Annotated in this window: 24 protein-coding genes and 1 pseudogene; 22 read left to right on the forward strand and 3 right to left on the reverse strand. The window is 69.2% G+C overall.

The window, feature by feature from the left end; all coding sequences use genetic code 11:
* Together ACFCZ1_RS14625 and ACFCZ1_RS14630 are read left to right on the forward strand one after the other, a co-directional pair.
* The gene (locus ACFCZ1_RS14625; RefSeq protein ID WP_327738901.1) at positions 1 to 765 is read left to right on the forward strand and encodes a glycosyltransferase; all 765 of its coding nucleotides are present in this window, start codon (positions 1 to 3) and stop codon (positions 763 to 765) included.
* Positions 766 to 942: 177 nt separating this feature from the next.
* Positions 943 to 1,914, forward strand: coding sequence for a hypothetical protein (locus tag ACFCZ1_RS14630; protein WP_327738900.1), 972 nt, complete (start codon positions 943 to 945; stop codon positions 1,912 to 1,914).
* 13 nt (positions 1,915 to 1,927) lie between these two features.
* Here the strand turns inward: ACFCZ1_RS14630 and ACFCZ1_RS14635 are convergent, their stop codons facing one another.
* A complete protein-coding gene (locus ACFCZ1_RS14635; protein ID WP_327738899.1) occupies positions 1,928 to 2,164 on the reverse strand; it encodes a hypothetical protein in 237 nt (78 codons plus the stop codon).
* Between the two features lie 127 nt (positions 2,165 to 2,291).
* Between ACFCZ1_RS14635 and ACFCZ1_RS14640 the strand changes: the two genes are divergently transcribed.
* The 16 genes from ACFCZ1_RS14640 to ACFCZ1_RS14715 all read left to right on the forward strand — a co-directional run bounded on the left by ACFCZ1_RS14640 (position 2,292) and on the right by ACFCZ1_RS14715 (position 14,918).
* A complete protein-coding gene (locus tag ACFCZ1_RS14640) occupies positions 2,292 to 3,452 on the forward strand; it encodes a hypothetical protein (RefSeq protein ID WP_327738897.1) in 1,161 nt (386 codons plus the stop codon).
* 145 nt (positions 3,453 to 3,597) lie between these two features.
* Positions 3,598 to 4,095, forward strand: coding sequence for a hypothetical protein (locus ACFCZ1_RS14645; protein ID WP_376678699.1), 498 nt, complete (start codon positions 3,598 to 3,600; stop codon positions 4,093 to 4,095).
* A gap of 105 nt (positions 4,096 to 4,200) precedes the next feature.
* Positions 4,201 to 4,617, forward strand: coding sequence for a hypothetical protein (locus ACFCZ1_RS14650; protein ID WP_314245659.1), 417 nt, complete (start codon positions 4,201 to 4,203; stop codon positions 4,615 to 4,617).
* A gap of 75 nt (positions 4,618 to 4,692) precedes the next feature.
* Positions 4,693 to 5,586 (forward strand): relaxase/mobilization nuclease, encoded by an 894-nt coding sequence (locus ACFCZ1_RS14655; protein WP_376678700.1) that lies wholly within the window; start codon positions 4,693 to 4,695, stop codon positions 5,584 to 5,586.
* Entirely contained in the window at positions 5,583 to 6,233 is a 651-nt protein-coding gene (locus tag ACFCZ1_RS14660) for a hypothetical protein (RefSeq protein ID WP_376678701.1), read from the forward strand. The genes ACFCZ1_RS14655 and ACFCZ1_RS14660 overlap by 4 nt, the downstream gene beginning before the upstream one ends.
* Before the next feature lie 10 nt (positions 6,234 to 6,243).
* Entirely contained in the window at positions 6,244 to 7,032 is a 789-nt protein-coding gene (locus ACFCZ1_RS14665; RefSeq protein WP_376678702.1) for a hypothetical protein, read from the forward strand.
* Positions 7,029 to 7,265, forward strand: a complete 237-nt coding sequence (locus ACFCZ1_RS14670) for a hypothetical protein (protein WP_314245652.1) — start codon at positions 7,029 to 7,031, stop codon at positions 7,263 to 7,265. The genes ACFCZ1_RS14665 and ACFCZ1_RS14670 overlap by 4 nt, the downstream gene beginning before the upstream one ends.
* Before the next feature lie 38 nt (positions 7,266 to 7,303).
* A complete protein-coding gene (locus ACFCZ1_RS14675) occupies positions 7,304 to 7,687 on the forward strand; it encodes a hypothetical protein (protein ID WP_376678703.1) in 384 nt (127 codons plus the stop codon).
* Complete coding sequence (locus ACFCZ1_RS14680; protein ID WP_376678704.1) at positions 7,684 to 8,463, forward strand: DUF317 domain-containing protein; 780 nt, start codon at positions 7,684 to 7,686, stop codon at positions 8,461 to 8,463. The genes ACFCZ1_RS14675 and ACFCZ1_RS14680 overlap by 4 nt, the downstream gene beginning before the upstream one ends.
* A 100-nt stretch (positions 8,464 to 8,563) precedes the next feature.
* Positions 8,564 to 8,923, forward strand: a complete 360-nt coding sequence (locus ACFCZ1_RS14685; RefSeq protein WP_314245646.1) for a hypothetical protein — start codon at positions 8,564 to 8,566, stop codon at positions 8,921 to 8,923.
* Positions 8,920 to 9,750: a DUF317 domain-containing protein gene (locus ACFCZ1_RS14690; RefSeq protein WP_327738891.1), complete on the forward strand. Its 831-nt coding sequence runs from the start codon at positions 8,920 to 8,922 to the stop codon at positions 9,748 to 9,750. Before ACFCZ1_RS14685 ends, ACFCZ1_RS14690 begins: the two co-directional genes overlap by 4 nt.
* Before the next feature lie 20 nt (positions 9,751 to 9,770).
* Positions 9,771 to 9,965: a hypothetical protein gene (locus tag ACFCZ1_RS14695; RefSeq protein WP_327738890.1), complete on the forward strand. Its 195-nt coding sequence runs from the start codon at positions 9,771 to 9,773 to the stop codon at positions 9,963 to 9,965.
* Positions 9,962 to 10,735: a DUF317 domain-containing protein gene (locus ACFCZ1_RS14700; protein WP_327738889.1), complete on the forward strand. Its 774-nt coding sequence runs from the start codon at positions 9,962 to 9,964 to the stop codon at positions 10,733 to 10,735. The genes ACFCZ1_RS14695 and ACFCZ1_RS14700 overlap by 4 nt, the downstream gene beginning before the upstream one ends.
* 39 nt (positions 10,736 to 10,774) lie before the next feature.
* Positions 10,775 to 12,565, forward strand: a complete 1,791-nt coding sequence (locus ACFCZ1_RS14705) for a type IV secretory system conjugative DNA transfer family protein (protein ID WP_376678705.1) — start codon at positions 10,775 to 10,777, stop codon at positions 12,563 to 12,565.
* Positions 12,562 to 13,782 carry a DNA cytosine methyltransferase gene (locus ACFCZ1_RS14710; protein WP_327738887.1) on the forward strand — a complete coding sequence of 407 codons (1,221 nt, stop codon included), beginning with the start codon at positions 12,562 to 12,564 and terminating at the stop codon, positions 13,780 to 13,782. The genes ACFCZ1_RS14705 and ACFCZ1_RS14710 overlap by 4 nt, the downstream gene beginning before the upstream one ends.
* Positions 13,779 to 14,918 carry a DnaB-like helicase N-terminal domain-containing protein gene (locus tag ACFCZ1_RS14715; protein ID WP_314245636.1) on the forward strand — a complete coding sequence of 380 codons (1,140 nt, stop codon included), beginning with the start codon at positions 13,779 to 13,781 and terminating at the stop codon, positions 14,916 to 14,918. Before ACFCZ1_RS14710 ends, ACFCZ1_RS14715 begins: the two co-directional genes overlap by 4 nt.
* A 138-nt stretch (positions 14,919 to 15,056) precedes the next feature.
* On the opposite strand, the gene ACFCZ1_RS14720 is transcribed toward ACFCZ1_RS14715, so the two are convergent.
* Positions 15,057 to 16,478 (reverse strand): restriction endonuclease, encoded by a 1,422-nt coding sequence (locus ACFCZ1_RS14720; protein ID WP_376678706.1) that lies wholly within the window; start codon positions 16,476 to 16,478, stop codon positions 15,057 to 15,059.
* Positions 16,479 to 16,617: 139 nt separating this feature from the next.
* Positions 16,618 to 17,178, reverse strand: a pseudogene (locus ACFCZ1_RS14725) (DUF5655 domain-containing protein); the annotation flags it as partial.
* Here ACFCZ1_RS14725 and ACFCZ1_RS14730 point away from each other — a divergent pair.
* The 4 genes from ACFCZ1_RS14730 to ACFCZ1_RS14745 all read left to right on the forward strand — a co-directional run bounded on the left by ACFCZ1_RS14730 (position 17,111) and on the right by ACFCZ1_RS14745 (position 25,285).
* Positions 17,111 to 18,019 (forward strand): NAD(P)/FAD-dependent oxidoreductase, encoded by a 909-nt coding sequence (locus ACFCZ1_RS14730; RefSeq protein WP_376678763.1) that lies wholly within the window; start codon positions 17,111 to 17,113, stop codon positions 18,017 to 18,019. The pseudogene ACFCZ1_RS14725 and the gene ACFCZ1_RS14730 overlap by 68 nt on opposite strands.
* Positions 18,020 to 18,471: 452 nt before the next feature.
* The gene (locus ACFCZ1_RS14735; RefSeq protein ID WP_314245632.1) at positions 18,472 to 18,858 is read left to right on the forward strand and encodes a CU044_2847 family protein; all 387 of its coding nucleotides are present in this window, start codon (positions 18,472 to 18,474) and stop codon (positions 18,856 to 18,858) included.
* 16 nt (positions 18,859 to 18,874) lie between these two features.
* The gene (locus tag ACFCZ1_RS14740; protein ID WP_376678707.1) at positions 18,875 to 23,488 is read left to right on the forward strand and encodes an NACHT domain-containing protein; all 4,614 of its coding nucleotides are present in this window, start codon (positions 18,875 to 18,877) and stop codon (positions 23,486 to 23,488) included.
* A 579-nt stretch (positions 23,489 to 24,067) separates the two neighbouring features.
* On the forward strand, positions 24,068 to 25,285 hold the full coding sequence (locus tag ACFCZ1_RS14745) for a hypothetical protein (RefSeq protein WP_376678708.1): 1,218 nt from the start codon (positions 24,068 to 24,070) through the stop codon (positions 25,283 to 25,285).
* The last annotated feature ends 382 nt before the right edge of the window (positions 25,286 to 25,667 follow it).

Consider the following 25,667-nt stretch of genomic DNA (forward strand, 5'->3'; position numbering starts at 1 on the left):
ATGGAACGCACTCCGGAGAAGTCTCTGTCCGCCGCGCAGATCACCGTCGTCATCGCCACCCAGCTCCGCCCCGAGCGCCTGCCCTACCTGCAGGAGATGCACGCCAGCCTCACCCGGCAGACCGTGCCCTGGGAGGCAGTCCTCGTCCTCGACGGCGCCGACCCCGCCCTTGTGCCAGCCCCGGTCACCGCCGACCCCCGGGTCCGGATCCTCGCCCTGCCCCGGCCGGTCGGCGCCGCCTGCGCCCGCAACCTCGGCCTGAACGAGGTCCGCACCGAATTCGTGAACTGGGCCGACGACGATGACGTCTTCCCCGACTGGAGCCTGGGTGTACGCCTGGAGACCTTCACCGACGAGCTCGGGTGGGTCGCCGGATACAGCGAGGACTGGCTGCCCGACGGTTCCCGCCGTCTGTGGGAATGCCCGGCCCCGCCCGGCTACCACGCCGCAGGCGACGTGGTGACGTACTGGCCCCGGCCGCAGGACACCATCCCCGTCGGGCCGACGACCATCCTGGCCCGCACCCGCCTGGTCCGCGCGGCCGGCGGCATGGGCGGCCTCGTCCAGGGCGAGGACTACATGGCGGCCGTCGGCGTCACCGCGCTGGCCCCCGGCGTGCTGCTCCCGCTGCCCGTCTACCGGTACCGCAAGCACGACGGCCAGATGACCCGCGGCGAGCAGTACGAGGAGCTGGAGCTGGCCGCCCGCCGCCATGCCCACGCGTTCGGGCACGGCCTGCGCAACGCCCTCACCAGCCGGACGTGAGCATGGACGCCCGTACGACGCCCCGTTCCAGGGGCCAGGCACAGATCATCCTCGCCGTCAGCCCGGCCGACGGCCTGGTCGCCGTCCCCGTGGGCGAGCAGTACCCCTGGGTCAACACCGCACTCAGCTCACGCCCGGATTCGAGCGGCGCCCCGACGCACGTACGCCCTGCGCGACGTGGACACCGCCGCACCCATCCTGCGCGCCCTCGCCCATACCGCACGCCGGCACCGCGTCCACCTCTTCGGCGGCCCCCGCACCTACCTCGGTGACTATGCCGCCGCGCTCGCCGACTGCCTGCCCGGGCAGTGGACGGTGAAGGTCGAGGTCTACTCGCACCCGGTGTGGCAGGAAGACCTCGTCCCCCTCCTGTGGGACGCGGGCGAACTCATCGACTGCGTGGAGCACATCCGCATCCCGTACGCCGCCCAGCTCACCAACGGCGCAGGCATCGAAGTCCTCCTGGCCGAACGGCCCGGCAGCACCGACGAATACCTGCTCGGCTCCTTCGCCAGCGCCACCTTCGACGACAACTACGCCGACCCGCACGCCCCCACCTCGATCGTGCTGCCCTCCGACACGGCCCATGCCGCCGGCCTGGTCACCAGCACGTTCCTGCCCGCGTACGAACAGGCTGTCCACGAACGGCTGCTGGACGCCGTCGAAGCGGCACACGGAAGGCTCGAGGAACTCCACACGGCATGGACGGCGATCCAGCACTCCGGCCGCTACAGCGACGGCACCCGCCTGGACCCGGCCACGCTCGGACACACCCAGCAGCAGTACCTCGAAGAAGGCTCCGTGGAGTGGCGCCGACTGCGCCCCCACGCCGCTGCGCTCCTCTCCCGCGTGCGCCCTGTGGCGGGCGCCGAGGACTCCGCCTCCCTAGATCGGCTCCACCAGCTCCTTCACCCGGACGTGGCGGAACCCTCGTGGCCAGCGGCGCCCTCCTCGCCCCCAGCCCTGCAGCCCGGCACAGCCGAGATCCTCCGCCGGTGGCGGACCGGCGCGCCGGCCCTACTGCGCCAGGCACACGCCACTCGCCCCGTCGGCCCTGCTTCCACGGTCCGGCCCGCGCTTCCCACTGCCGGCGCAGCCGCGCCCGCCCTCCCCGGTGATCGGGTCGGGCGAACGCCCCGCAGCCGATGACCTTCCCCGACCATCAGGACGCCCCATGCAACCGCACTTCCATTTCGGGCTGGACGCCGAGCACGGTGTGGTCGCCCGTCCCAGCACAGCCATCACTTCCCACCTCGCCGCCTGGTACCTGGAGCGCGAGCAGTTCGAACCCCTGCCGGGCCAATCGGATCTGTTCCGGCTGACCCAGCCCGATCACGACCTGCGGCGCCGCGCCCGGCAGACCGTCCATGACCTCCGCCGACGTGGGTTCACCGTGCAAGCGGACCTCTCCCTCGATCCAGCCGAAACCGCCCCTCCGAACGCCCCGACCCGGGGGAACTCCGCGGCCGAACGACTAGCTCGCATCGCCCGGGCCGCCACCGCACGACCTCCGCAGCACCGCGTGAATGCTCCCCAGGTTGCGTCCGTGCCCGTACCCGCCCTCGGCACCCACTCCTCGGCTGCCAGACGAACACGGTGACCGCGAAGGGCCCCACCCCGGCCTGACCCTCACGCCGCACCGACACGACCCCGACCTCGCCCCAAGGACTCCTGCCCTGTCGCCGACTGCCACCATCACCCTCCACCGCACCACTGCCGGCACCCTGGCCGGTCACGCATCCGGAAGCCGTCACCAGTGGGCCGAGACCTGCCTGACCCTCGCCGGATTCACCACGGACCAGTACGGAACCCACCAACTGCCCCTCACCGATGCGAGTCAGGCCCGCGAAGCACTGCACCAGCTACGTCAGAGCGCGCAGGACCTCGACGTCGCCGTCGTCCTCAGCGAGCAGCCCTTCCTCGGCGATGTCGCTGACCGAATCGCCCGTACCCTGCCCGGGCGGTGGACGGTTACGGTGACCGCCCACCCGGATCCCCATGCACAGAACGGCCTGCTTGAGTGGGTATGGGCTTCCGGCCCTTCGGAGGGAGCGCTCCACGGCGCCCTGACCAGGCGTCCGTCAGCCACCGCCCATCTGCGGCGCGACAGCGCCGACACCTGGCTCACCCTCGTCCATGATGTGTGGCACGGCCATTACGTGGTCGGTGCCATGCTCCCCGGGCCCGACGAAATCGACACGGTCATCTCCGAGGGGCCCGCCTGCGTCACCGCACCCACCATCGACGCGATTGCCGCCGCCGGACGGGGCCGGTTGCTGCCGGATTACGCCGCCAAGCTCCAGCGCGGTCAGCTCGCCGCGGCCGAAGAAGACCTGCGCTGGGCCCAGGAATCCTATGAACCCGGCGAGATCCTCGAACCGTTCGATCCCGCTCTGGCCGGGGCGCTGGCCAGGTTCCGCAGCCAGGCCCCGCGTCTCATCACTCACGTACGCCGACGCCAGGCTCGGCAGCTGTCTGAACACGAGGCGGCGTTCCTCGACGCCTTCGAGGCAACTCTGGAGTCGGACGGGCAGAACGACACGGTCGCGATGTCGCTCTGGCTCACCGAGGGGGACCAGCTACTCGAACTCGCCCGGAACCCCGACCGGCCCACGCTCGCACCGCCAGCGGCCACCCGCCCCGTGCCGGGACCTACGCCCACGCTGAGCGCAGCGCGTTCCCGCTGACCAGACTGCCCCGCCCTCCAGGGCGCGATTTCGCCCCGCTGGGTTGCGGGCGCCGACAACCCAGGGCCCGCCCCGGCTTCCTGGCCGCCTCGCCATACCGACCGGTCCAGCCCTCTCAACCCCCTTCTGTTGCAAGGAGTTCTCCGTGGACATCCCCAGGTCCTTTGAGATCGTCCACAGCTGTGGACACACCAGCACCCGTGATCTGTCCGATCGTTCGGCGGACCAGCGCGCTGGATACGCCCGATGGCTCGCCGCCCGGCAGTGCACCGACTGCTGGCGGGCCGATCACCAGGCTGATGCCGCCAGTACGGCCGAGTGGCTTGCCGCCAAGCGGGCGGACGAACAGGCCGCCGCCGCCAACTGGGCAACCCAGTTCGACATGCCGCCCCTGGAGGGGCCGGAAAAGATCCTGGGATGGGGCGAGCGGACCCGCCACCAGCTGGTGACCCGCGCGTACACCGCGCTGGTCACCGAAGGGACCTGGGACGAAGCCGACTGGGCCCAGCTGGAGGAGCAGGTCCGGCTGCTGACGAGGGCCGGGTGGTGGGTCGACCAGCGCGAGGCCGAAGGGAGCGATCTTCCCGAGCTGCTAGAGGCCGCCGACGACCGCGACCGGTCCACGGAGAACCCGTTCCGGTAGCCGCGCGGCGCGCAATATAGCGGCGAAGTCCCGGTTTCGGAAATCGGGGATTCTCCGGACCCTTTGTCTTCCACCGCCGCCCAGCGTCTTCGTGGAAGGACCGCCGTGCCCGAGACCAGCCCCGTGTATTTGCCGCCCGACCCGCTCACCCCGGAGCGGGACATCACCCACCAGCACTTCCGTCCCGGCGAGCACGTCGTAATCCTCAAGGGTGCCGCCGGCGGGGAGCTGTGGGGCGACGCGATGAGGGTCGTGGCCCCCTCCTGGCACACCCCGACCGACGAGGACGGGTGGCGGCTGCTCGACCCCAACGGCGGCGACCGCTCCTACGTCACGGCCCACCCCCGCTACCTGGTGCACCTGTCCAAGCGGTGCCCGGAGTGCCTGATGCACCAGAAGTCGCTGCGGGAGTACCTGGTCAAGCGCCTCGGGGACGGCGAGGACGTCGTGGACTGCAGCTGGTACTCCCTGACCGCGCTCAACCAGCTCGTCCACGTCGCCGACACCCAGCCCGGGCGCTGACCACGGCCGTAACCGGCGCCCCCGAAGGCGCGGGCGTTCTGCCATCCGTTCAATATGCAATCCCCGAGCGAGACCATGATCATTGCAATCCACTCCCGTGACGTGACCGCCGAGGATGCCCTCGCCGAGGCGCTCGGACGAGAGATCAGTCTGAACGAGGGCCTGACCACCGCGCCCGGCGACACGGTGGTCGCCCACTCGAACCGGCTGGACCACTACAACGACGAGGACGAAACCTGGAGCTCGACAACGTGGGCCGACCATCTCGCCGGCCCGTCGCTGGAGCACCCGCTCGCCTCCGGGCCCGACGGCGACCGGCGCGCAATACTCCACGTCACCGCGCACATGCATCCGCTGGACCGGGAGCTGAACCACGCCGAGTGGTCAGAGATCGGATACCGGATCGCCCGTGTCGCCGGTATAGCGCCACCCGGAGACGACCAGGCTTGCCAGTGGATCGCCGTCCAGGCTCAGCCCGGGCGCCTGGACGTGATCGCCAACCTCATCCGCCTCGACGGCACCTGGAGTGCCCAGCCCCGACGCCTCCTGCAGACCCTGGTCGCCGAGGCGCGGAGCCTCGAGGCCGACCTCCTCCTGCACTCCAGCCAGCAGCAGGACTCCCCGCGCCGGGACCGGGCGCCCGGGCTGGAGCACGTCGCCTCTCCGCGGGTGCCGACCGCGACCGGCCCGCTCGCGGGAATCCTGCGGCAGCTCGCCGCCGAGCAGTCGGGCCCGATCTCCACAGTGCGGCAGCTCGTGGAAGAGGTCGGTCGGCAGGCCGCCACGCTGCCCGGCGACCAAACCGAAGCCGCGGCAAGGGACTTGTTCTGGACAGCGCGCCGCCTGTACGGGCTGCAGGAGCAGCTGGGCGAGATCGCCTCTCGCCTCCAGCCCTCTGAGCCTTCGGCCGCCCTTGCGCCGACCCGGCCGGTCCAGGCACCTGCCGCATCGCGGGCGGCCGTACGGTGAACGAGCCGGCGACCCCTCGCGAGGCAGCACCCGTCACGGTCGCCCGGGACATCGGCACCGGCCGGATCATCGCCCGCGGCGGTGATGGACTGGCTCACGGCATCCTGGAACGCACCTTCTTCCTCCGCGAGGTGCGGGGCACGACTTGGCACCGGATGTCGCCGACCGTTCTGCCGGCGGACCAGGCCGCAGTGGCGCAGCTCGCCGTCGCCCGGCTCCAGGCGGCGGGGTACCGGGTCGAGGCCGACGCCAAATACGCGACGGAGACGACACAGGACCGCTACGTCACGGACGGCCGGTCCATTGCCAACCTCGCCGCGGCCATCCGCGACGCGGCCGGCCCGGCCGAGGTATCCGACCGGCTGGAGGAGGTGACCGCCGCGCACGACGGCATCCTCGCCGCCCTGGACCAGCTCCTTCACTCCATTGCCGCCGTCTACGACGGCCTCGGCGGACCTGCGGACCGGCACGTCGCGGCCCGCATGCGCTACCTGGCCGAGCACCGGCTCGGTCCCATCGCCGCCGACCTGCTGCACACCCGCGCAGAGCTCGCCGACCGCAGCACGGCCCCAGCCCGGCCGGGCACGTCACTGCCCGCCGCCCCGCCGGCCGCACCAGCCCCTACCGCCTCCGGACGGACCCGATGACCCCCGCCCCATGTTCGAGGAGCCCATGCCCGCCCCCCGCACCCTGCCCGACGACGACAGCCGCGACGTGGAGTCGTTCGCCACCAACCTCTCCGAGGAACTCCCCGGGAACTGGACCGTGCACCACCACCAACACCAGCGGCACGAAGACCAGTTCCTGCACGCCGAAGAGGTCTGGGACCTCAACGAAGTGGCCGCCGCCCTCGCCGAGTACGCCTTGGGCGCAGACGCCCACCTCATCCGCGACGACGGCACCCGCCTGTACGTCACCCTTCATCCCCGGCATGACGAGGAGTTCCTCGTGGCCACCATGGCTCCGGGCGGCGTCGCCCCGGAGGCGTTCGCCGGGGTCCGCGAACCGGACGGGATCGCCGTGCCTGCCGATGCCGAGCGCGCCGCCCGCGCCATCACCGCCGACCTGCTGCCCCGATACGACATCGCGCTCGCCCAGGTCCGGCACAACGCGATGAACCCCCCGCAGCCCCTCCCCGCCGCCGGTGCTCAGCCGCAGCAGGTGGTGATGACGTGGCTCGAGGGCGGTTCCCTCGCGGCCGTCACCACCGCCCGGCCCGCAGCCGAAGCCCTGGTGTCCGAAGGGTTCGCGTGGAACACCACGGCAGGCGCCTATGTGCTCTCCGGGGACGACACTCGCGCGCAGGCCCACGCCGTCCAGGCGGCCGGAGCCCGCCTCGCACGCCTCGGCTTCGCCACCGTGCTGCGCGCCGCCGTCCGTCCTGCCGCGGAGGCCACGTTGCCCACTCCCCCGCCCGGTGCCCGGACCGCCACCCGCGCCCGGTGACCTTTACGCCCCGGCACCACCCAGCCCACGCCCAGCCATCCGTCGGCAGTACCGGCCACCGGCCGCGCGTCCCACCGCTCAACGCCGCCACCCGGCCGCGGCTCGCCCGTTTCCTGCTGCGCCGCTACCTGCGCGCCGCCGTCGTCAAGGCCGCAGGTCCCGACCGGCCTCGGCTCGCGCCTCCGCCGCGCACCGCACCTCCGGCCGCCTCCATCCACCGCCAGCCCCGCTGACCACCGTCGGGGGTACGGCACAGCCCCCTGGACCGCCCATGACCCCAACCGCCGCCGCGCTCACCGGCAGCATCACCCGCCAGCTCGACCAGCTCTCCGCGCACCTGTCCCAGGCCGGGCCCCAGCAGGCCGCACAGATCCTCCAGCAGGTCCTGGACTCCGAGAACGGCATCCTCGGCAGGCTGACAGCCCTGGTCGGCACCGGCACCTACGTCACCAAGCACCACGCCCAGAGCGGCGTCTTCCCTGCGGAGATGTGGCTGGCACTCGGGCGCACCGCCAACACACTGCACGACCTCGGCCTCGACCTGGACGAACACCAGGACGTGTTCGAGGAGATCGCCTCGCGCCGAGCCCTGACCACGTCCTCACCGGCCGCCACGCAGGCCACCGCCCTGGTGGCGCGGGGGAGGCACCGTTGAGCAAGAGACAGCAGTGGGCCGGCTGGGGCCAGGCCCAGCAGCACTACCTGGTCGAGCCCCGCTACCTGGCCGGCGGCGGAGACCTGCGCCACGTCGGCGAGTTCCTGCGCGCGTCGGGCTGGAAGGACATCGCCCGCAGTTCCGGCACGATGCTCGCCTTCGACTCGCCCGACCAGATGGTGCGCGTGGCCTATCAGCCGCCGGGCGGATGGCAGGTCCACGGTGCCGCGCACGGACATCAGCCAGCCTGGCAGGTCACCCTGACCCCGCAGACCCCGGTGGAGATCGTGGCGGGCCTGACCGATGCGCTGACCAAGCCGCGCTCGGCGCACGCCCCGAACGTGTGGGCGCCGCTCACCGAGAAGTCCTGGAGCATGCAGCAGGACGACTACTTCGTCGCCCAGAGCCCCGACCGGCACGCCGTCGTGCAGTACGTCCAACCCGGCGGTGACGGCAGCCAGAACCACTGGTGGGTCGGCGCCCGCAACGAGCACGGGCCCGTATGGAACGCGCAGGCCACCGCGAGCACGCCGCTGCACCTGGTGCAGTCCCTGACCACGGCCCTGGCCGACAAAGAGCCGGTGATGCGCCCGCTCGGGCACGTGCCGCTCAGCAACCGCATCCGCGTCACCTCCGTGTCCGTCCTGCCCGACCAGCTCGGCGCCTGGCAGCAGACCCGCCTCTCCGCCGCCCGCGCCGCAGCCTGGAGCCGCAACTGGGTCTCCTCCCACGCCCGCACCGGGGCCAAGGCGTCCGGCTACGCGAAAACCCGATGAATCGCCCGGCCCCAGCCGCCCGCTCCGGCGTACCCCCCCTCCCGGCCACGGCCCTACACCACAGCGGCGCTGAACCGGCCTCAATCCCCTGGAGCTTTTGATGAGTGACGGACACACGACCCGGCTGTCCGCCGAGGACATCCGTGCCTCCGCGCACACCCTGCACCTCCTTACCGCCTACCTGCGGACCGGCCCGCACGCGGCTGAGGCCCTCGCCCTGATCGCGGCACTCGTCGACGCGGACACCGGCACTGCGGTGCGCCTCGGCGAAGCGCTGCGCGGCATCGCCCGCTACCTCGCCCAGGAGACCACGGTCCCCCGCACCGACACAGTCGAGGCGACCCTGGGCGAATACATCGAGGCCGCGTCCGTCCTGCAGGACCTGCGCCTGCTCGACCTCACCCTCGAACCCCTGCGCACCGCGCCCGTCCGTACGAGCCCCGCCGAGACGGCCCCGTGACAGTAAGCCCCGCCCAGCGGGCCTCGTACGCCAACGACCACCACACGAAGATCCCCTTCGAGACAACGCCCCGCCACCTCGCGGGGCCCGGCGACCCCCGTCACGTCACCCACGCCCTGCTCGCCGCCGGGTGGACCCTCACCTCCACCCCCGGTGATCCACGGATCGCCCTCACCGGCCCTGACGAGAGCCGGCACCACATGGTGATCGACCCGTTCACCTCCGGCTCCTGGTGGCGGATCCACTCAGTCGACTGGACGTGGAACGCTTCCTTCGACCGGATGGTGCCGACGGAGATCATCGCCGGATTCACCGACCGGCTCTTCGACGGCCCTCGCCGAGGCGACACCGGGCCGTGGGGGCACATGCAGAAGGCGGGCTGGAGCGTAGAGCTCCGCCCGGAGGGAACCGGCGAGGCCCTCTCGCCCGACCCGAGGCTGCCGATCCGGGCCGAACTGCGTCCCATCTTCAACGACTCGCCCGACCACCTCGCGTGGCGCATCGAGGCCAAGCCCGAGCACAGCGGCCCCCCGATCTGGAAGATCTGGATCAGCGGCCGGGTCCCGGACCACCTCATGGCCGGCCTGGCCGAGCAGCTCGTCTCCACCGCCCCCGTCCTGCGCGGCATGCACGACCTCGACCACTACGCAGCCCGGCAGGAGAACAGTCCGCTCACCCCGGAGCAGGCGGTCGAAGCCCACTTCTCCCGCATCGACGCCGCCCGGGCCCGGGCACGCACCCAGCGCCGCACCCGTCTCACCACCCACCTGCCGGTCCCGGCCGCCGCCCCAGCAAGCCCGGCATCCTCCCGCGCATCCCGCCCCTGAACCCTCGAAAAGGCCCGCCCGTGCCCCAACCCGTCCTCTCTGGCAACGCCACCGTCCCCGGCCACCAGGAGATTGCCGCCCGTCTTGCCGTCTTCCGCTCCGCACGAATCGGCCTGTTCGCCACGCACGCCGACAACCTCGAACTCGCCGTCGCACGCCGTACGGTCACCGCGAACCACATCGCCCTCTCCCTCAGGGAAGGCGCACAGCGGTGAGCGGGGCCAAGAAGCCGCCGGTGCTGGCCCAGCTCGTTCCCCGCTACCTGGCCGGCGGCGGGGATCCGCGATGGGTGACCGCCCCGCTGCAAAAGGCCTTCCGCTGGCAGCCGGCCCACATCCCCCTCAGCCCGGTCGTACGGCTCACCCGCCGCGACCGCCAAGCCGAACTGCTGCTGTCACCGGACCCGGACGAGCACTGGTGGACCCTGCACCACACCGGAAGCAGCACCGAGAAGGCGTGGACCATGCGCTTCGGCGCCGGCACCCCGGCCGAGATAGTCGCCGCGGCCACCGACGCCCTCACCACCAACGCAGCCGACAACCCCGCCGATCCGATGCAGGTCCTGGAGCACGCTGGGTGGAAGCACTCCGTCTTGGACCACCAGATCTCCTCCCCGGACGGATTCGTCACCGTCTCCCGGCACCCGCTCGGCGCGATGAACATCGAGGTCACGGCCCACGACGGCCCCTGGGCGTCCGAACAGACCGCCCGTCCGGCCTGGCGGGCGTGCTTCTCCGACCACACCCCGCCCCACCTGTCCGCCGCCGTCCTCGCCGGCATGGTCTCCACCGAGCCGCTGCTGCGTGACGAGAAGGCAATGGCGCCCTTCCTCCGGTACAGCGTCCGCATCGCCCGCGAACGCGTTCCCGCCCATCAGGCCGAGTACGCCCTGTGGGACCGGACCGACCGCCTCGCCGCCCACCGCACCGGCACACCGCTGCCGCCGCAGCCGCCCGGCGGGTCGCTGCACCGCCGCACCCGCTGACCCCTTTCGTCCCCCGCCCCCTCCACGGAACAGCGCGCCTTGTCCCAGTCCAGCTCCTCCTCCGACGGCTACGACACAGCCTTCAAGGTCCTCCTCGGGGTCTTCGCCGTCGCCATCCCCCTCTCCCATCTCGCCTGGCTCGGCGGGAACCTCACCGCCCTGCTCACCGGGCACCCCTGGGCCGGCTACCGGCCCGCCGACGCCCTCATCCGTCCCGACCAGCTCTGGCCCGGCATGGGGGAAGCGTCCCTGCTCCTCGGTGCCCGAATCCTCCCCGTACTCGCCCTGATCGCCTTGGCCGCCGTCGGCGGCGTGTGGTGGAGCCGCCACAAGGACGCCTTCGGCGGGAAGAACAAGCGCCGGGTCCAGGGCACCGCCAAGGCCAGAGACATCGAGCCGCTCCTGGCCAAGGCGATCACCGCAAAGGCCCGCAGCCTGCGCCCCAGCCTGAAGGACGCCGACCGCATCGAGGCCTCGGACACCGGAGTCCTCCTGGGCAACCTTCTGGGCACCCGGACCGAGATCCGGATGGGGTACGAGGACGTCGCGGTGGCGATCATGGCACCGCGCTCCGGGAAGACCACCTCGCTGGCGATCCCGTCCATCTTGGCCGCGCCCGGCGCCGTACTCCTGACCAGTAACAAGGCCGCCGGCGACGCCTATACGACCTGCTCCGACGCCCGCAGTCGAGTGGGGCGGGTGTGGTCGATGGACCCCCAGCAGATCGCCCACGCACCCCGCACCATGTGGTGGAACCCCCTTGCGGACGCCAAGTCCCTGGAGGGAGCGAACCGGCTCGCCGGCCACTTCCTCGCCGCGTCCGTGGACGCCTCCCAGCAGGGCGACTTCTGGTCAAAGGCCGGATCCAACATCTTGTCGCAGCTGTTCCTGGCCGCGGCCCTCGACAACCGCCCGATCACGGACGTGATGCAGTGGCTGGCCTTCCCCGCCGACCGGCGACCGCTCGACATCCTGCGCGACCACGGATTCTCCTCCGTCGCAGCCCAGTTGAAGGGCACGGTTGAGGGCCCGCCCGAAACCCGAGACGGCATCTATGAGACCGCGAGACAGTACGCGTCCGCCCTGCTGAGCGCCGACATCGCCGCCTGGGTGACCCCGCAGAAAGACGTACCGGAGTTCCGCCCGGCCGAGTTCGTGGCCTCCACCGACACGCTGTTCCTTCTCTCCAAGGACGGCGGCGGAGGAGCCTCTGCGCTCATCGCAGCGTGCGCCGACTCGGTGATGCGGGCCGCGACCGCCCGAGCCGAACGCACCGGCGGACGTCTCGACCCGCCTTTGCTCGCGATCCTCGACGAGGCCGCAAACGTGTGCAAAATCAGCGACCTCCCGGACCTGTACTCGCACCTGGGCTCGCGCGGAATCATCCCGATAACGATCTTGCAGTCCTACAGGCAGGGCCAGAAGGTTTGGGGCGACGCGGGCATGGACGCCATGTGGTCGGCGGCCACCATCAAGGTCATCGGGTCTGGCATTGACGACCCGGACTTCGCGGACAAGCTGTCCCGGCTGATCGGCGATCACGACGTGGAGACCAAGTCCACCTCCGTCTCGGAGTCGGGCAAGTCCACCTCGATCAGCATGCGGCAGGAGCGGATCCTGCCCGCGGACCGAATCCGTGCCCTCCCCAAGGGCACGGCCCTCCTCTTCGCGACCGGCTTGCGCGCCGCAATGCTCGACCTTCGCCCCTGGTACCTCGAACCGGGCGCCGGAGGACTGTCCGCCGCCTCCAAGGCCGCCTCCGACGCCATCACCGCCCGGGCCATCGCCAAGGCCGCGCCCCTACAAGCCGACTTCGGGCTAGCCGTATGAAGGGCCTCGTTCTGGACCTCTTCGCTGGTCCGGGCGGCTGGGGGCACGCCCTGCACGTCCTGGGCGTGCGCGATGTCGGCCTGGAGTGGGACGAATGGGCCTGCAAGACCCGCGCGGCGACCGGGCAGACCACGATCCGCACCGACGTCGCGCTCTACCCGGTCCGCCCCTTCATCGGCCGGACCCGCGGCCTGATAGCGAGCCCGCCCTGTCAGGCGTGGAGCATGGCTGGCAAGCGCCTTGGCCTGGTCGACCAGCCCCTCGTCCGCCAAGCCGTGGCGGACTTGGCCGCCGGACGGGACACCCGCCCCCAACTGCTCGCAGCCTGCCAGGACCAGCGGTCGCTGCTGGCCGCCGGGCCGATGCGCTACCTCCACGCCCTGCACCAGGCCGGCGAGCCGGAATGGGTGCTGATGGAGGAGGTCCCCGACGTCGCGCCCTTGTGGAAGCAGTACGCCACCGTGCTCCGCTCCTGGGGGTTCTCCACCTGGAGCGGCATCCTCAACGCCGCTGACTATGGCGTGCCGCAGACGAGGCGGCGGGCGATCTTGATCGCCTCCCGTACCCGTACGGCGGCGCCGCCTGAGCCGACACACGCCAAGTTCAGCGAGCCGGAGACCTTCTTCGGGCCCGGCCGTCGAACCTGGGTGTCCATGGCCGAAGCCCTGGGCTGGGGACGCACCGACGGGCCCGTACCCACCGTGTGCGCCGGCGGCGGCCCCGGGGGCGGACCGGAGCCTTTCCCCTCCGGCTCCCGCAAGACCCTCTCCGACGCCCGCGACCGCGGCGCGTGGAAGAACCCCCCACTACGCCCCCGGAACCCTGAGGCCGGGCCTCCGTGCAGCTGCACGGAGGAATCTCCGCAAACGCCGCGGTGCGGTGGCGGACAGGACTGGGTCCTGCGCAGCAACAGCCAGGCGAACGCGGCCATCCGGCCCGTGACCGAACCGGCCGCCACCTTGTTCTTCGGCAACCGCGCCAACGAATGCGTCTGGACCACTACAGGCCCTGCGGAGACAGCGCCACCGACGATCCGTATCACCGCCGAGGAGGCCGGGATCCTGCAGTCCTTTCCGTCCGCCTACCCCTGGCAGGGCAACAAGGGCCAGCGCTTCTCCCAGATCGGGAACGCTGTTCCCCCTTTGTTCGCTGCCCACTTGATCGCACCACACGTCGAACGCGTGCTCAGCCGCGACGACTTCGTCCTGGCGGCATGATGTCCGACGCCGCCCGTACCGAAGCCGACGAGGATGTCCTGCAATACCCGGCGTCTCCGCCGGTGGTCCAATACGCCGAACAGGCCCTGCTCGGCGCCCTGCTCCTGGTTCCCGAGCGACTCAAGACCATCGGGCCGCTCGAGGCTGAGCACTTCGCCAACACCGCGCACAGCGCCCTGTTCGCTGCGATGCGCACGGTGTCCCCGCCCGCGCCCGAGGTCCACCGGGCCCGCCCGGTGTGGCCCAACCAGCTCCTCGAAGCGGCCCAGCCCCACGCCCGAGCCCTGACGGCCTCCTACCTGCACACCCTCATCAGCGTCTGCCCCACCGACGCCCACGCCCCTGCCTACTCGCAGATGGTCCGTTCCGGGCACGCCCGCCGCGTTCTGCGCCAGCATGCCGGTCTCCTCGCCCATGCCGCCCGCGCACCGGGGCCCGAACCGGCTCGGACGGTCCTCACCCGGGCCGACCAGCTAGCCGTCTACCTCGACGAGCTGACCACGGCCTTCCCCTCGCACCCCGGATCGATGCCCCGGACCCCGCAGACTCCCGCCCCGACTGCCGAGGCGTCGGTAGAGGCGGAGGACGAGGAACGGATGCTCCTGGCCACGGCCACCGCACACCCCGATGGCCTGCCTCGGATGCGCTGGCTACACGAGGGTGACTTCACCGTCCCCGCGCACGCTGCTCTCTACGCCTGCTTGACGGCACTCGCCCGCCGGGGTGCGCCCGTGGACCCCATCACCCTCCTGTGGGAGGGTCAGCAGCGCGGCCTGCTTCGCGAAGGGCTCCAGCCCGCCGAGGTCCTCGACTTGCTCGCCCATCCCGCAGGGGCACCCGAGCACTGGGGCCAGAAGGTCCTCCAGCGCGCTCTCCTGGCACAGGCTGGGGCCGTTGCCGCACGAATCGAAGCGCTCACTGCGGACGACGCCACATCCGTCCACCAGCTGGCCACTGGCAGCCGCCGGGCACTCTCCGCATTGTCCTCAGTACGGAGCCGCTGGCACCAAGCCACAGGCGACTTCGCCGAGAAGCCCACCGCCCGCCAGCCTGCCGTCCCCCGTGCTCCCGCCGTCCGCACCCCGGCCGCACGAGCTGGCCCTGCCACCCGCACCCCCGCCCGGCCAGGCCGATGACCAAGAGAGGTTGCCCGCACCTCAGCGACTCCCGCCCACCCACAATCGCGCCTCCTCCCCCCCTCCCGTTCGCCGACCAGGCTCCAACACGGTGCTCGGTGCCCCGCATGCTCGTGCCGTGGCCCCCCGATGAGTCGTCTACCAGTCCGCCACTGGGCGGAATACCTTGGCATCCGAAGTCTTCGCCAGTTCCCAAGAGATCAGCGAGTAGCCCTCGGGCCTCTTTTCCAGTGGATGGTGGTTCCGCAAGGCGCAGACGATGAGCTCGCTGGACTCGACTGCCATCGGCCAGCCCTCCGGCGTCGCTCCCCGCTCTGCCTTGTAGTAGGGGTTTCGGGCCACGATGCCAGTGACCCACTTATCCGGAACGCTCGCCTCCTCCGAGGGGCTCTCGGGGCGCTCGACCCAGGAGATCGAGGGGACGTCGTCAGAGGAGACGAGGTACCCGACAGCTTCCAGCGGCTCGTGATCCTTCAGGTAATCCCGGGTCACGGCGCGGCCTGTAAGTGGACGGAGGAAGCCCGAGGCCATCGCGTCGTATCGCTCGAAGAGGTGCCGGAGCGGAGCCATGTCGACCGGAATGCCCACCAGTTGGAAGGAGATATTGCAGCGCAGTACCACGCGGGAAGGGTCGCTGGAGACATCGGCTGTCAGCGTGTAGAAGCCTCCGCCTAGGCAGGTGTCGAAGTACGCGACCTGCTCGGTGTGGTGGATGTCCTTCAGTCCGCCGTAACGCTTCTTCCTGCCGGTCAGCGCGTTGACGAACTCCCGAGCGCCGGTTCCGTGCCACGCCGTGGTTGCCTGTCGGATGCTCCAGGATGGTTCGGATGTCGTCCAGCCCATGGAGTTCAGCGTGTGGACGAGATCAATGAGACCGCCTTCGTCCAAACGGCGGACCGGGAGGTCCAGGGCGACCCCGTTGCCGTTGGCGATCACCCAGTCGACATCGGGCAGTTCATGGACGAAGACGAGTTCACCGAAGCTGTCGTCGGCGGTGACGTACGGCAGCGGCTCCAGGGTGTCCCCAAGCAGGGAGACGCTGGCTGCCGGCAGATCGTTGATCGGTCGGCGCTTGGTCTTCCTCGTGGTGTCCAGGCCAAGGTGGACACGACCATGGGCGACAAGCTCCGCCTGCTTTGCCTTCAACAGGTTGGCGAGCGATTCAGGTGAACGGAGGAGCTGCAGCAGTTCCTTCTCACCGATGAGCAGTATGGGCTGTCGCCCTCGGAATTCGACGACCTGCTGGATGACGGATTCCGTGAAGCCCGCGATGCTGATGATCACACCGATAGTGGCGGGGCCAGCTCGCTCCACGCGGGCCCGCACGCTGTCGAAGGTGTTGACGTCAACGGGCGTCTGTTCCCATTTGGCCTCGATCACGTACCAGGCGTCGCCGTAGCCCGCGACAAGATCGGTTTGCCTTGGTCGTGCAGCGCCGGCATTTCGCTGGACGCGGAAGTGCGCGTTCTGGAACAGCCGCTCCAACAACTCCTCGAGCTTCCGGCCACGTCGATGCGCGTCCGAAGTGGACTGGAGTCGCTTGAACTCCGATACCAGCAAGGACTCCCACCCCATTGGGGTACCTCCCCATCGCCTTGGCCAGCCCACCCCAAGGCACCGCGTGCCGGCCACAACGACGCGGCATCGCTCCGGATGCTACGTCCCGGCACTGACACACGTTCAGGTCAGTGACGCCGGCCTATGCCGCCGCGTCGTAGGACAGCCGGAACAGCTCCATCGCCCGCTCGAGGTCCTTGTGCGAGCGCAGCTGGACCTCCAGGTCGCCGGTGCCGTGATGCCCAAGCCCCGTTACATCCCTGGTGAACCCCGGCACAAGATCGACAGTTGTAGGCGCCGCCTTGAGGTATGCGAGGAGCTTGTCCTGCCGGGAGGTGACACAGGCGAAGTTGCGCAGCCGCTGGTACGCGTCGTACTGCTTGCGCTCGACCTTCGCCACGTCCCCGCCCAGCCCCAGCAGCGCCTCGTCCACGGCTGCCGCCAGTTCCGCCATCGCCTCGCACGCGCGCCGAACGGGCACGGATGCGTCGGCGCCTCGGCGCCGCAGGCGCGACGGCACTTTGCCCTGCGCGGCCACTGAGGCGACGGTGGCGCCGGAGCCGATGACCGCGGTGCGCTTGCCCGCGTACCGGGCCCGGACGGCGGGGTCCTTCAGGTCCGGGACGCGGTAGCCGATCCAGTCGGCGGCCGCCTTCTCCCCCAGGGCCTTGAGGCCGCTGCCGCCGGCGGGGCTGGGGGTGGACCCCACCGAGGTGGAGAACTTCCCCGGCTTCCCCGACGGGATCGACGGCCCGGACCTCATGGTCAACATGCGGGCCCAGGCCGAGAAGTTCGGCGCCGAGATGATCGACGACGACATCGTCTCCGCGAACCTCACCGGCGCCATCAAGGAAGTCACCGACTCCGAGGGCACCGTCCACCGCGCGAAGTCCGTGATCATTGCGACCGGCTCCGGCTACCGCAAGCTGGGCCTGCCCAAGGAGGACGAGCTCTCCGGCCGCGGGGTGTCCTGGTGCGCCACCTGCGACGGGTTCTTCTTCCGCGACCGCGACATCGTCGTGGTCGGCGGCGGCGACACCGCCATGGAAGAGGCCACCTTCCTCACCCGCTTCGCCCGCTCGGTCACCATCGTCCACCGCCGCTCCACCCTGCGCGCCTCCAAGGTCATGCAGAACCGGGCCTTCACCGACGACAAGATCTCCTTCGCCTTCGACAGCGAGATCGCCGAGATCAAGGACACCAACGGCATGCTCTCCAGCGTCGTCCTGCGCGACACCTTCACCGGCAAGCTCCGCGACCTCGACGTCACCGACCTGTTCATCGCCATCGGACACGACCCCCGCACCGAGCTGTTCACCGGACAGGTCGACCTCGACGACGAGGGCTACATCAAGGTCGCCTCACCCTCGACCCGCACGAACATCCCCGGCGTCTTCGCCGCCGGCGACGTCGTCGACCACACCTACCGCCAAGCCATCACCGCAGCCGGCTCCGGCTGCTCCGCGGCCCTCGACGCCGAGCGCTACCTCGCCGCCCTGAGCGACAGCAGCGCCGACGTCGACATGGCTCAGGTCAACGCATGACATCCTGACCCCCATCCCAGGTGGGGGCCAGGATGGAGCATCCCCACCTCCCCCGAAAAGCCTGATCAGGACTCGTCTTCGGCTGGGTGGGTGCGCTCGGGCCCTGGGTGGGCTACGCCTGGGACGAGAGGATTGTCGTAGTCAAGTTCGATCTTTGTATGTCCCCGCCGGAGCCACGTCTCATCGGTCAGCGCACGAGCCCGGCGAAAGCCGGGACCGACCACCCTCGACCCCTTTCGACGACGCCCCTCTTCCAACGCCATACTTGGAACCGGCGTCGCGTTGCTCCCCCTCTGGCCAGCGCTTCCCGAACTGCTCACGGTGGTGCAGCAGTTGCGGCAGCCATCCACAGGGCGGGCCTTGCTAGGCGGTAGGCTACGGCGTTACGGCTGGGAGCGGCAATCACGTCGACAAGAGCCTATTGACGGCTGCTGAGTCACCTGGGGGAAACAATGTCCGACTTCGTCGAGTTCAACTTTCCCGACGGCCAAGCCGTGCTGATCGAGGTCTGGCCGACCGGCGAAACCAAGGTCGACGTCGATGCCGAGTATCAGCTCCCCGGCAGCACCGGCGTTGAGCCAGTTGGCCTCGGTGCCCGCGTTGTCGAGCAGGCTGGCAGGACGCTGAGCGAAGCGTTCGCACCTCTTGTCCCAGTCCTCGCAGGCTTGCATGATCAGGTCACGAACCTGCCCAGGAAGCCGGAGGAGCTGACCGTCGAGTTCGGCGTCAAGCTGACTGCCGGTCTGAAACTGGCCGTGGTGAGTGGCGGTGAGGCCAGCTTCAACGTCTCTGCCACGTGGCGACTCAACGACGACCGCACCACGTCCGTCGCTGAATAAAGCGGAAGCGGGCACCATGTATCCGGTCTCCGCGGATGATTCACTGCGCGACGCATTCGTCTCCTTCCTGAAACCGGACGGCACCGTAGTCGGCGGCGGCGCCTTGGTCACCGACGAAAGCGGCCACGTGTTCGTCCTCACTTGCGCCCACGTCGTGAACATGGCTTTGTCTAGAGATCAGTTCGCGAGCGATAAGCCCACTTCCGATTCGGTGACCGTTGCCTTTCCCGCCGTTCCCGGCCAACGCCGTTTCGCCAGTGTGATCGGATGGTGGCCAGCGCGCTCTCTGCGGGATGAGGAAGGGATGCTCTCCGGCACAGAGAGACGATGGCGTGGAGATATTGCCACGCTCAGGGTGACTGCCCCCTTGCCCGGGCAAGTACAGCCTCTGCGCCTTACAGCTCCGGCCCTGGGACAGTCGGCATGGACTTGGTTCGGCAGTGGTGAACCCACCTCCGTTGTTCAGGTTCATGTGTCCGCGGTCGCTGGCGACTGGCTGGTCCTCAGCGGCGCCCCCACGGGACACGCAGTCCAGCCTGGCTACAGCGGCAGTCCTCTTTGGGACAGGAACCTGCAGGCAGTTGTCGGAATCCTTGTCAGTGCGCACCACTCGCTGCCATACAACCGACTGAGCACAGCCGACATCACCCGCCAGAGCTACGCGATTCGGGCCGACATCATCGCCGAGCGCTGCCTGATGCAGGCGCCCCAGCCACGGTCACTCCCCACCGATGTGCAGGCCCTGCTCAACGCACAGCGCAGTGCGGCGCGGGCCTTCCCTTACCGTGCTGTCGGGCTCCACGGCCGTGATCCGTCGGCGGTTTACGTACGCCAACAGGTGTCCACATCCGATAGTGCCGCTGCGGCACTGGCCACCGAACCCGAGAAGGCCAGTGCCGCACCCGACCTCGCGGTCATGCGACCCAAGTCAATCGAAGAGGCCCTTACCACGCACCGGCACGTGTTCTTGACCGGCGTGGCGGGTTCCGGAAAATCCACTCTGACCCTTCAATTGGCGACCCAAGCCGTCGTGCTGCCAGGCGAAGGTTCCGCCACCCTCCTGCCCGTCCGGCTGCTGGCGAGGGATCTGGCAGCCCGTCCGGGGATGCGCCTCCTCTCCGCGGTGTCAGATGCCCTCGGGGCGAGCCTTGCAAGGTTCCTGGCACGCGAAATCGATCCGCGGCTGTTGGAACGTCGCATGACTGGATCGCGCTGGCTGTTGGTCATTGACGGCTTGGACGAAGTTACTTCCCGAGCAGATCGTGCTGATCTGATCGAACGCGTACGGGTCTTCATGGAAGAAGAGCGCGAGTACCACGTTCTGATCACCAGCCGTCCCTTACCTGACGACGAACGCCGAACCTGGGACAGCGAGAAGGAACTCACGCATTACGCCATCGAGCCCTTCCAGCATCATCAGCGTGCCCAGTTCGCACATTCCTGGTTCGCAGAAGACGTGCACCTTGCCGAGTCATTCCTTCGCGAGCTGGCCGCATCGCGGCTCGAGGAGGAGGCATCCATCCCCCTCCTCGCCACGGTCGCAGCGGTTGTGTTCGCTGAGGCACCCAACCAGCCCCTCCCCGCAAGCCGCTTCGACTTGTACGAACGATACTTCTCCCATCTGTACGACTCCCGTGCCCGTCAGCTACTCAGTGACACACGCTCCCGGCTCGCTGGTCGACCGATGGCAGAGCAGCTGGCTCAGGCGCTGGTCGAGGCACGAGTCGAACTGATCGAGCATCTTGCGCCGCTGGCCCTGAGAGCCCGATCTCTGCTGTCCGAAGCCCTCAGGTGGCTGGTTAGTCGCGGCATTACTCCCACCCCGGCACCAGCGGACTGGACCGAGATCGTCAGCTCAGTTCTCACGTCCACCGGGTTGCTGCTGCCGGACGGAGAAGGGCTCACCTTTGCTCACCACACCTTCGCCGAGCACATCTGCGACCTACTCGACGCCCGCCGTCTTCCTTCCCGATTCGATCCGGACGATCCGATCTGGTGGCGAACCCTCAGCCTTGCTTGCGCAGAAGGGGATCTCACGGCGCAGCGGACGATCCTCCACAGAGCGCTGATCAATAGGGATGCCCCGGAACTTCTCGACTGGCTGCTCGCGGGTAACGACACCGCCCGGGAACTCGGCGCCGCTCTGGTTTCGCGTGGCGTGCGGCCGACAGTGGGTCAGCAGGAAGTCTTGGCGCGTACCTTCGACTTCTGGCTGTGGCGGGCTCTACGCGCTGGCAATGGCCGGCACGTAAATCAAGTAGTCGGCGCACTGGGCCTGCTGCGTAGCCTCGATCGATCCCTCCAGCGAGTGGTCCACGGCGCTGCGGAGAACGCGGCCTTGCCCGACATCGTGCGCGAGGCCGCCGCTCACGCTCTGCTGCGTTCGGGCGAGCCACATAGGTCTCGCGGCCTCACTCTTCTCCACCTCTTCGCCTGCGATCCACAGCTCGCGGGTGCCGTACGTATCCGGGCGGCCCAAGCATTGGAACTTGCGGGCGCTCTGCTGGAAGCAAGGGAGAGCCTCAACTTCCTGGCACAGGACCTGGAGTTCCTCCACGAGCATCACCGCAGCATGGCCGGGCAGTTGCTGAGCGACGCCCGAAGCTGGATCTCGCTACCCAACAGGCCGGCCGCTGGGCCCTCCCCCATCGACCTACGTCCGATTCCAGCAGACCTGTCCGTCGAGGAGGAACTCGCGGAGGACTTGATCACTCCGCCGGCCTTCATGGCGTCCCCCCGCGACATAGATCTGGTGGTGCCGTGGTCCGCCGGGGCAGGCCTCCCGGACCTGCCCCTCGACATCTGTGCACTTTTGTCCATCGCTCCCACTACAAATGAAGAAGTAGTGGCCGCGGCAGCAGTGCGGACGGTGGCCGCAGATTTGTCTTGCACTCTGTTAGGGCAGACCGCACGTCAGGCTGCACGGGCATGGTCGCGGCTCGCGAAGTGGCTCGGCACCCGGCCTGCGCCGCCGCATTCAGCCCATGCGGAATCGGTGATGCGGCTGCTGGAAGCCATCACCGGCCATCAACATCGAAAGGATGATCCGCCCGGCCCTCTCATCAGCCATTCACAGCGGGCTGTCCTTGCCGCACTGCTGCTGCGAGGTCATCCTGAGCACCAGCTGGCCGGGCTGCGTCTACTGACTGGACCCATGGCCATCTGGGACGTGGGCATCGTCAGATTCTTGCTGCAGGTCGCGGCCAAGGGCCAACCAGGGTTACGCGAGCACGTGGTCGCCCAGCATTGCCGCATCCTGCTGGACTCACGCTTACCACACTTATGCAGAAGAGACATTCTGACGTCCGTCCAGAGCATCGATGCCGATGCTGCGGCCGCCTTCCTCACCCAAAGCTACGCAGCCGACCCCTACATGGTGACGATCAATGTCCTCTGGCTGGGCCGCCAGTACGGCGCGGAAGCGGTCGGCTTTGTTAAGCGCCGGGCACTCACATCGCTGGGTGGTGCACTCGAAAGCTGGTGCAACGCAGCCAGCGTGCTACTCGAGACTGGCTCGCGCGGTGACCGTGAGGAAATGGCCCGCATTCTGAAGGAGATTGCCCTTCGTATGGACAACGCAGGGCAAGCGCTCGCCGTGACCGCAGTCCTCGCCAGTCACAATCGCACGGAGGCAGCACCCTGTGCGGCACAGATAGCTTGCTCCGCTACGGCGTCCGACGCGCACCGAATGACAGCAGCCAGCCTGCTCGCCCGCCTTGGTGCCGGCCAGGACTACGAATCGGTGGTCCTGGACGCTCTCGACAGCCTCGACGCCGAACAGCTACCTCAGGGAGCGGTCGCTTTCGCCGCCGAGGTCGCATGTATCAGCCCGACGGTACGGGATCGGGCCGAAGTGTTCCTTCGCACCTGTCTACAGTCTGGTTCGACTGGGCTCCCCCCGAAGCCGGCGGTAGCCGAGCTGGCCAGTCTCGGCCCCGCAGCCAGAGCCCGTCTTTGCCTCGACCTTGAAGGGCTGCTGCGAGGAAGCATCGCCTGGCGGCATCGGTCTGAGCATCTGGAGGGCATCGCCCTGCTCGGGCCCGACCTGCACGAGGCCACCCATGCGCTACTGGCTCGCCGAGCTCGGACACCGGAAACCGCGGCCGATCGCTTCGGCGCGATAGATCTCATCAGTGACCTGGACTGGCGAGGCTCCGGAGCTCAAGCAGCGGCTCTCCTAACCGTCTTGGCCGACTCTGAATCCGAGCTCCCGATGACGCGCGCCCTCGCAGCGCGCCGCCTGTACAGGTACGGCCCGCAGCACCTTCCTACCGTGCGGCGCACCCTGCGAGATCTCGCTGCCGACGACGTCTTGCCGCCTCTCTTGAGGATCCAGATCGCAAGAGAACTCGCCACCGTAGGTGCCGTCGAGCAGGCTAAGCGCGTGCTCGACGCACTCGCCCGGAACACGGCCCTCCTAGAACCGGATCGAGTCGAGGCCGCGCTACTCCTGATCGTCCTGGACCCCTCCTGCCCGGAAAGCACAACGCAGATGCTCGCTGCCTTGGCCCGTGACCAGCGGCTCTCCGCCGATACCCGAAGTTGGGCTGCCGAGGCACCGTCAACCATCGCCTGCCAAATTCGGCATGGCCTGCCGAATCAGCCCGGTCGTCCCGCTCCGCACGGCTGAAGGCTCGGCGGCTCACTCGACTCGGGGGTCGGCTGCCATCAAGCTTCCCAACGCCCGTCGCAACCGGGGCGCCGCGAAGCCCGCAGGTACTCGTCCGGCTTGCCCAGGCACTGCTGCGGCCAGCTCTTCTCGGTCGACGTTCGGAGAGCCGAACGACAGGCAGACGAGTTCACGCGCGCCCCTGATGCCTGGGGGCGGCATCCGGGCCAAGTGCCCCCAGTACCGCGCTGCGCGCACGGCGTTCAGCCTTGGGACATCGCGGCGGAGCTGGTAGTGACACCGCCGAAGGGGACCCCAGCACCAACGCCGACGTACAGCCACATCTCTTCCACATGGCCTCCCACCACCCTGAACCGTAAAGCCGATGGCTGTCAGGCGAGCCACCCAGCAAGGCTGGACCTCGGCACCGTCCCTCGATCGGCGAAAGCTGGGCCGTGGCGCTCGGGCGTAGGACAGGCTGGTGCGGTACGCATTCGGCATCCGAGGCAGGAGCTCACGAGCGTGTCCGCGAGTGTTGCAGCACATAATCAGGTACCCCTGCCCACGGCACACGACGTGCCATTGGGCCCTCTGGCGGGAATGGACGTACCGCTGTGGCAGACGACGAGCGGCTCGGTGCTCCATCTGTCGGCAGAGTGCGGGGCGTTTCGCGTTCCTCCGCAGCGGGCCGACATCAGCCTGCGGGTACCGGATCATGGAAGCATGGCCGACGTTCCGGAGCCCGGGGGGTGCCGACGTTGCCCCAACCCGTTCCCCGACTACTACACGCAAGCCCGTCGTCTGATCTCGGGCATGGAAGAACTGGCCACGCTGGCCAGCCGGCTCGACTCCGGGCATAACCTGGAGGCGTATTGCAACGTCCTCACCTTCGCGATGTTCGGACCCGGAGGGAGCAATCCGGGGGACACCCATCGCCTCCTTCGAAAGCCGCACTCGGCACTGGGCACCGCTCGTGATCGGCTGGCGGAACGCCATGCCGACGCCTACCGCAGCGGGAAGGCCCAAGAGGAGCTGCTCCTGATCGCGACGGCCGCGCTCCTCGACTCCGACTTCCGACGCCGTCGGCCCGGGAAGTTCCGGCTCCCCTGGCAGGAGACCTGGGAAGAGATCTGCGAGGAAGCCCTGGACGCACAGGAAGGGAAGGACACCTTCTCGGGCACGGCACGCTACGACTACCAGTCCGGCTTCGACCGGTGGTGCGAGAAGTGGCTCCATGCCCTGATGCGTCTCACTCCTGCCGAGCAGAACAACCACGCCTCTCCGGCAGCGGCACGTTGGGCGAGTGCATACGACGCCCTGGAGCGGGCGATCAAGCGCGACCTACAGGATGAACCGTGGGTGGTCAGGCTGGCCGATCAACTGCACCACACGGGGCGCGGGCTGGTGACCGGCATCGCTGTTTCCATGGCCGAGCCGGTGGTCGTGGCCTACGACGGACGCGAGGGGATCGATCTGCCGTGGCCGGCACAGTACCTCCTCTGGGCCCAATATCCAGGCGGTGCCCGCCAAGCCGGCCCCAGCCGACACCGCCTGACGGCAGTCCCCCGGCTCTTCACCCTCCTCGACGGTCTCTCGCGCCGCTCCCTGCGAGTGATCGGCGACACCGAATGGCACGACTCGCCCGCCGTGTACCAGGAAGCCATCGACAACGTCCCCAAGGCCGCGTTCTCGCCCGACGCCCACTGCTGGTGGAACACCCAAGCAGCCGGGCGGCTCCCCCACCTCCTGTCCATGGCACGCGCAGACGCCGCCTCCGCACAACAACAGGCACAGCGCGCCCAGGCACCTTGGCGGTAGGACGACCAGAGTTTCGGGCCGAGCCGGCGAGCGCAGCAGACGTGCAGCACATGGATCACTCCCAGAACTTCCCATCCCACGCCCGCTTCTCCGCCAGGGACCAGCAGGACCAAGATCCGGACCAATTCCGGACCACCCTCGCCGAGGCGTCTCACCTGGTCAGCGTGGGTGCAGCTGCTGTACCACCAGGAGACGAAGAACTTATTAGTAAGCTATTCCCCCAAAAAGATCGGCTTCTTCTAAAGTTTGAGCACGGTGTCTGACCTGCGTAAAAGACCGGTCGGGCACCGATCTCTGGTCTAACGACAGCTCCCGAAGCCAGGTGATTTCAGGGTTCACTTGCCTCCAATACCCCACTTCATAGAGAAGATCCGGGCCGTGC

The organism is Streptomyces sp. NPDC056224, from assembly GCF_042267665.1.
Taxonomy (GTDB): Bacteria; Actinomycetota; Actinomycetes; order Streptomycetales; family Streptomycetaceae; genus Streptomyces.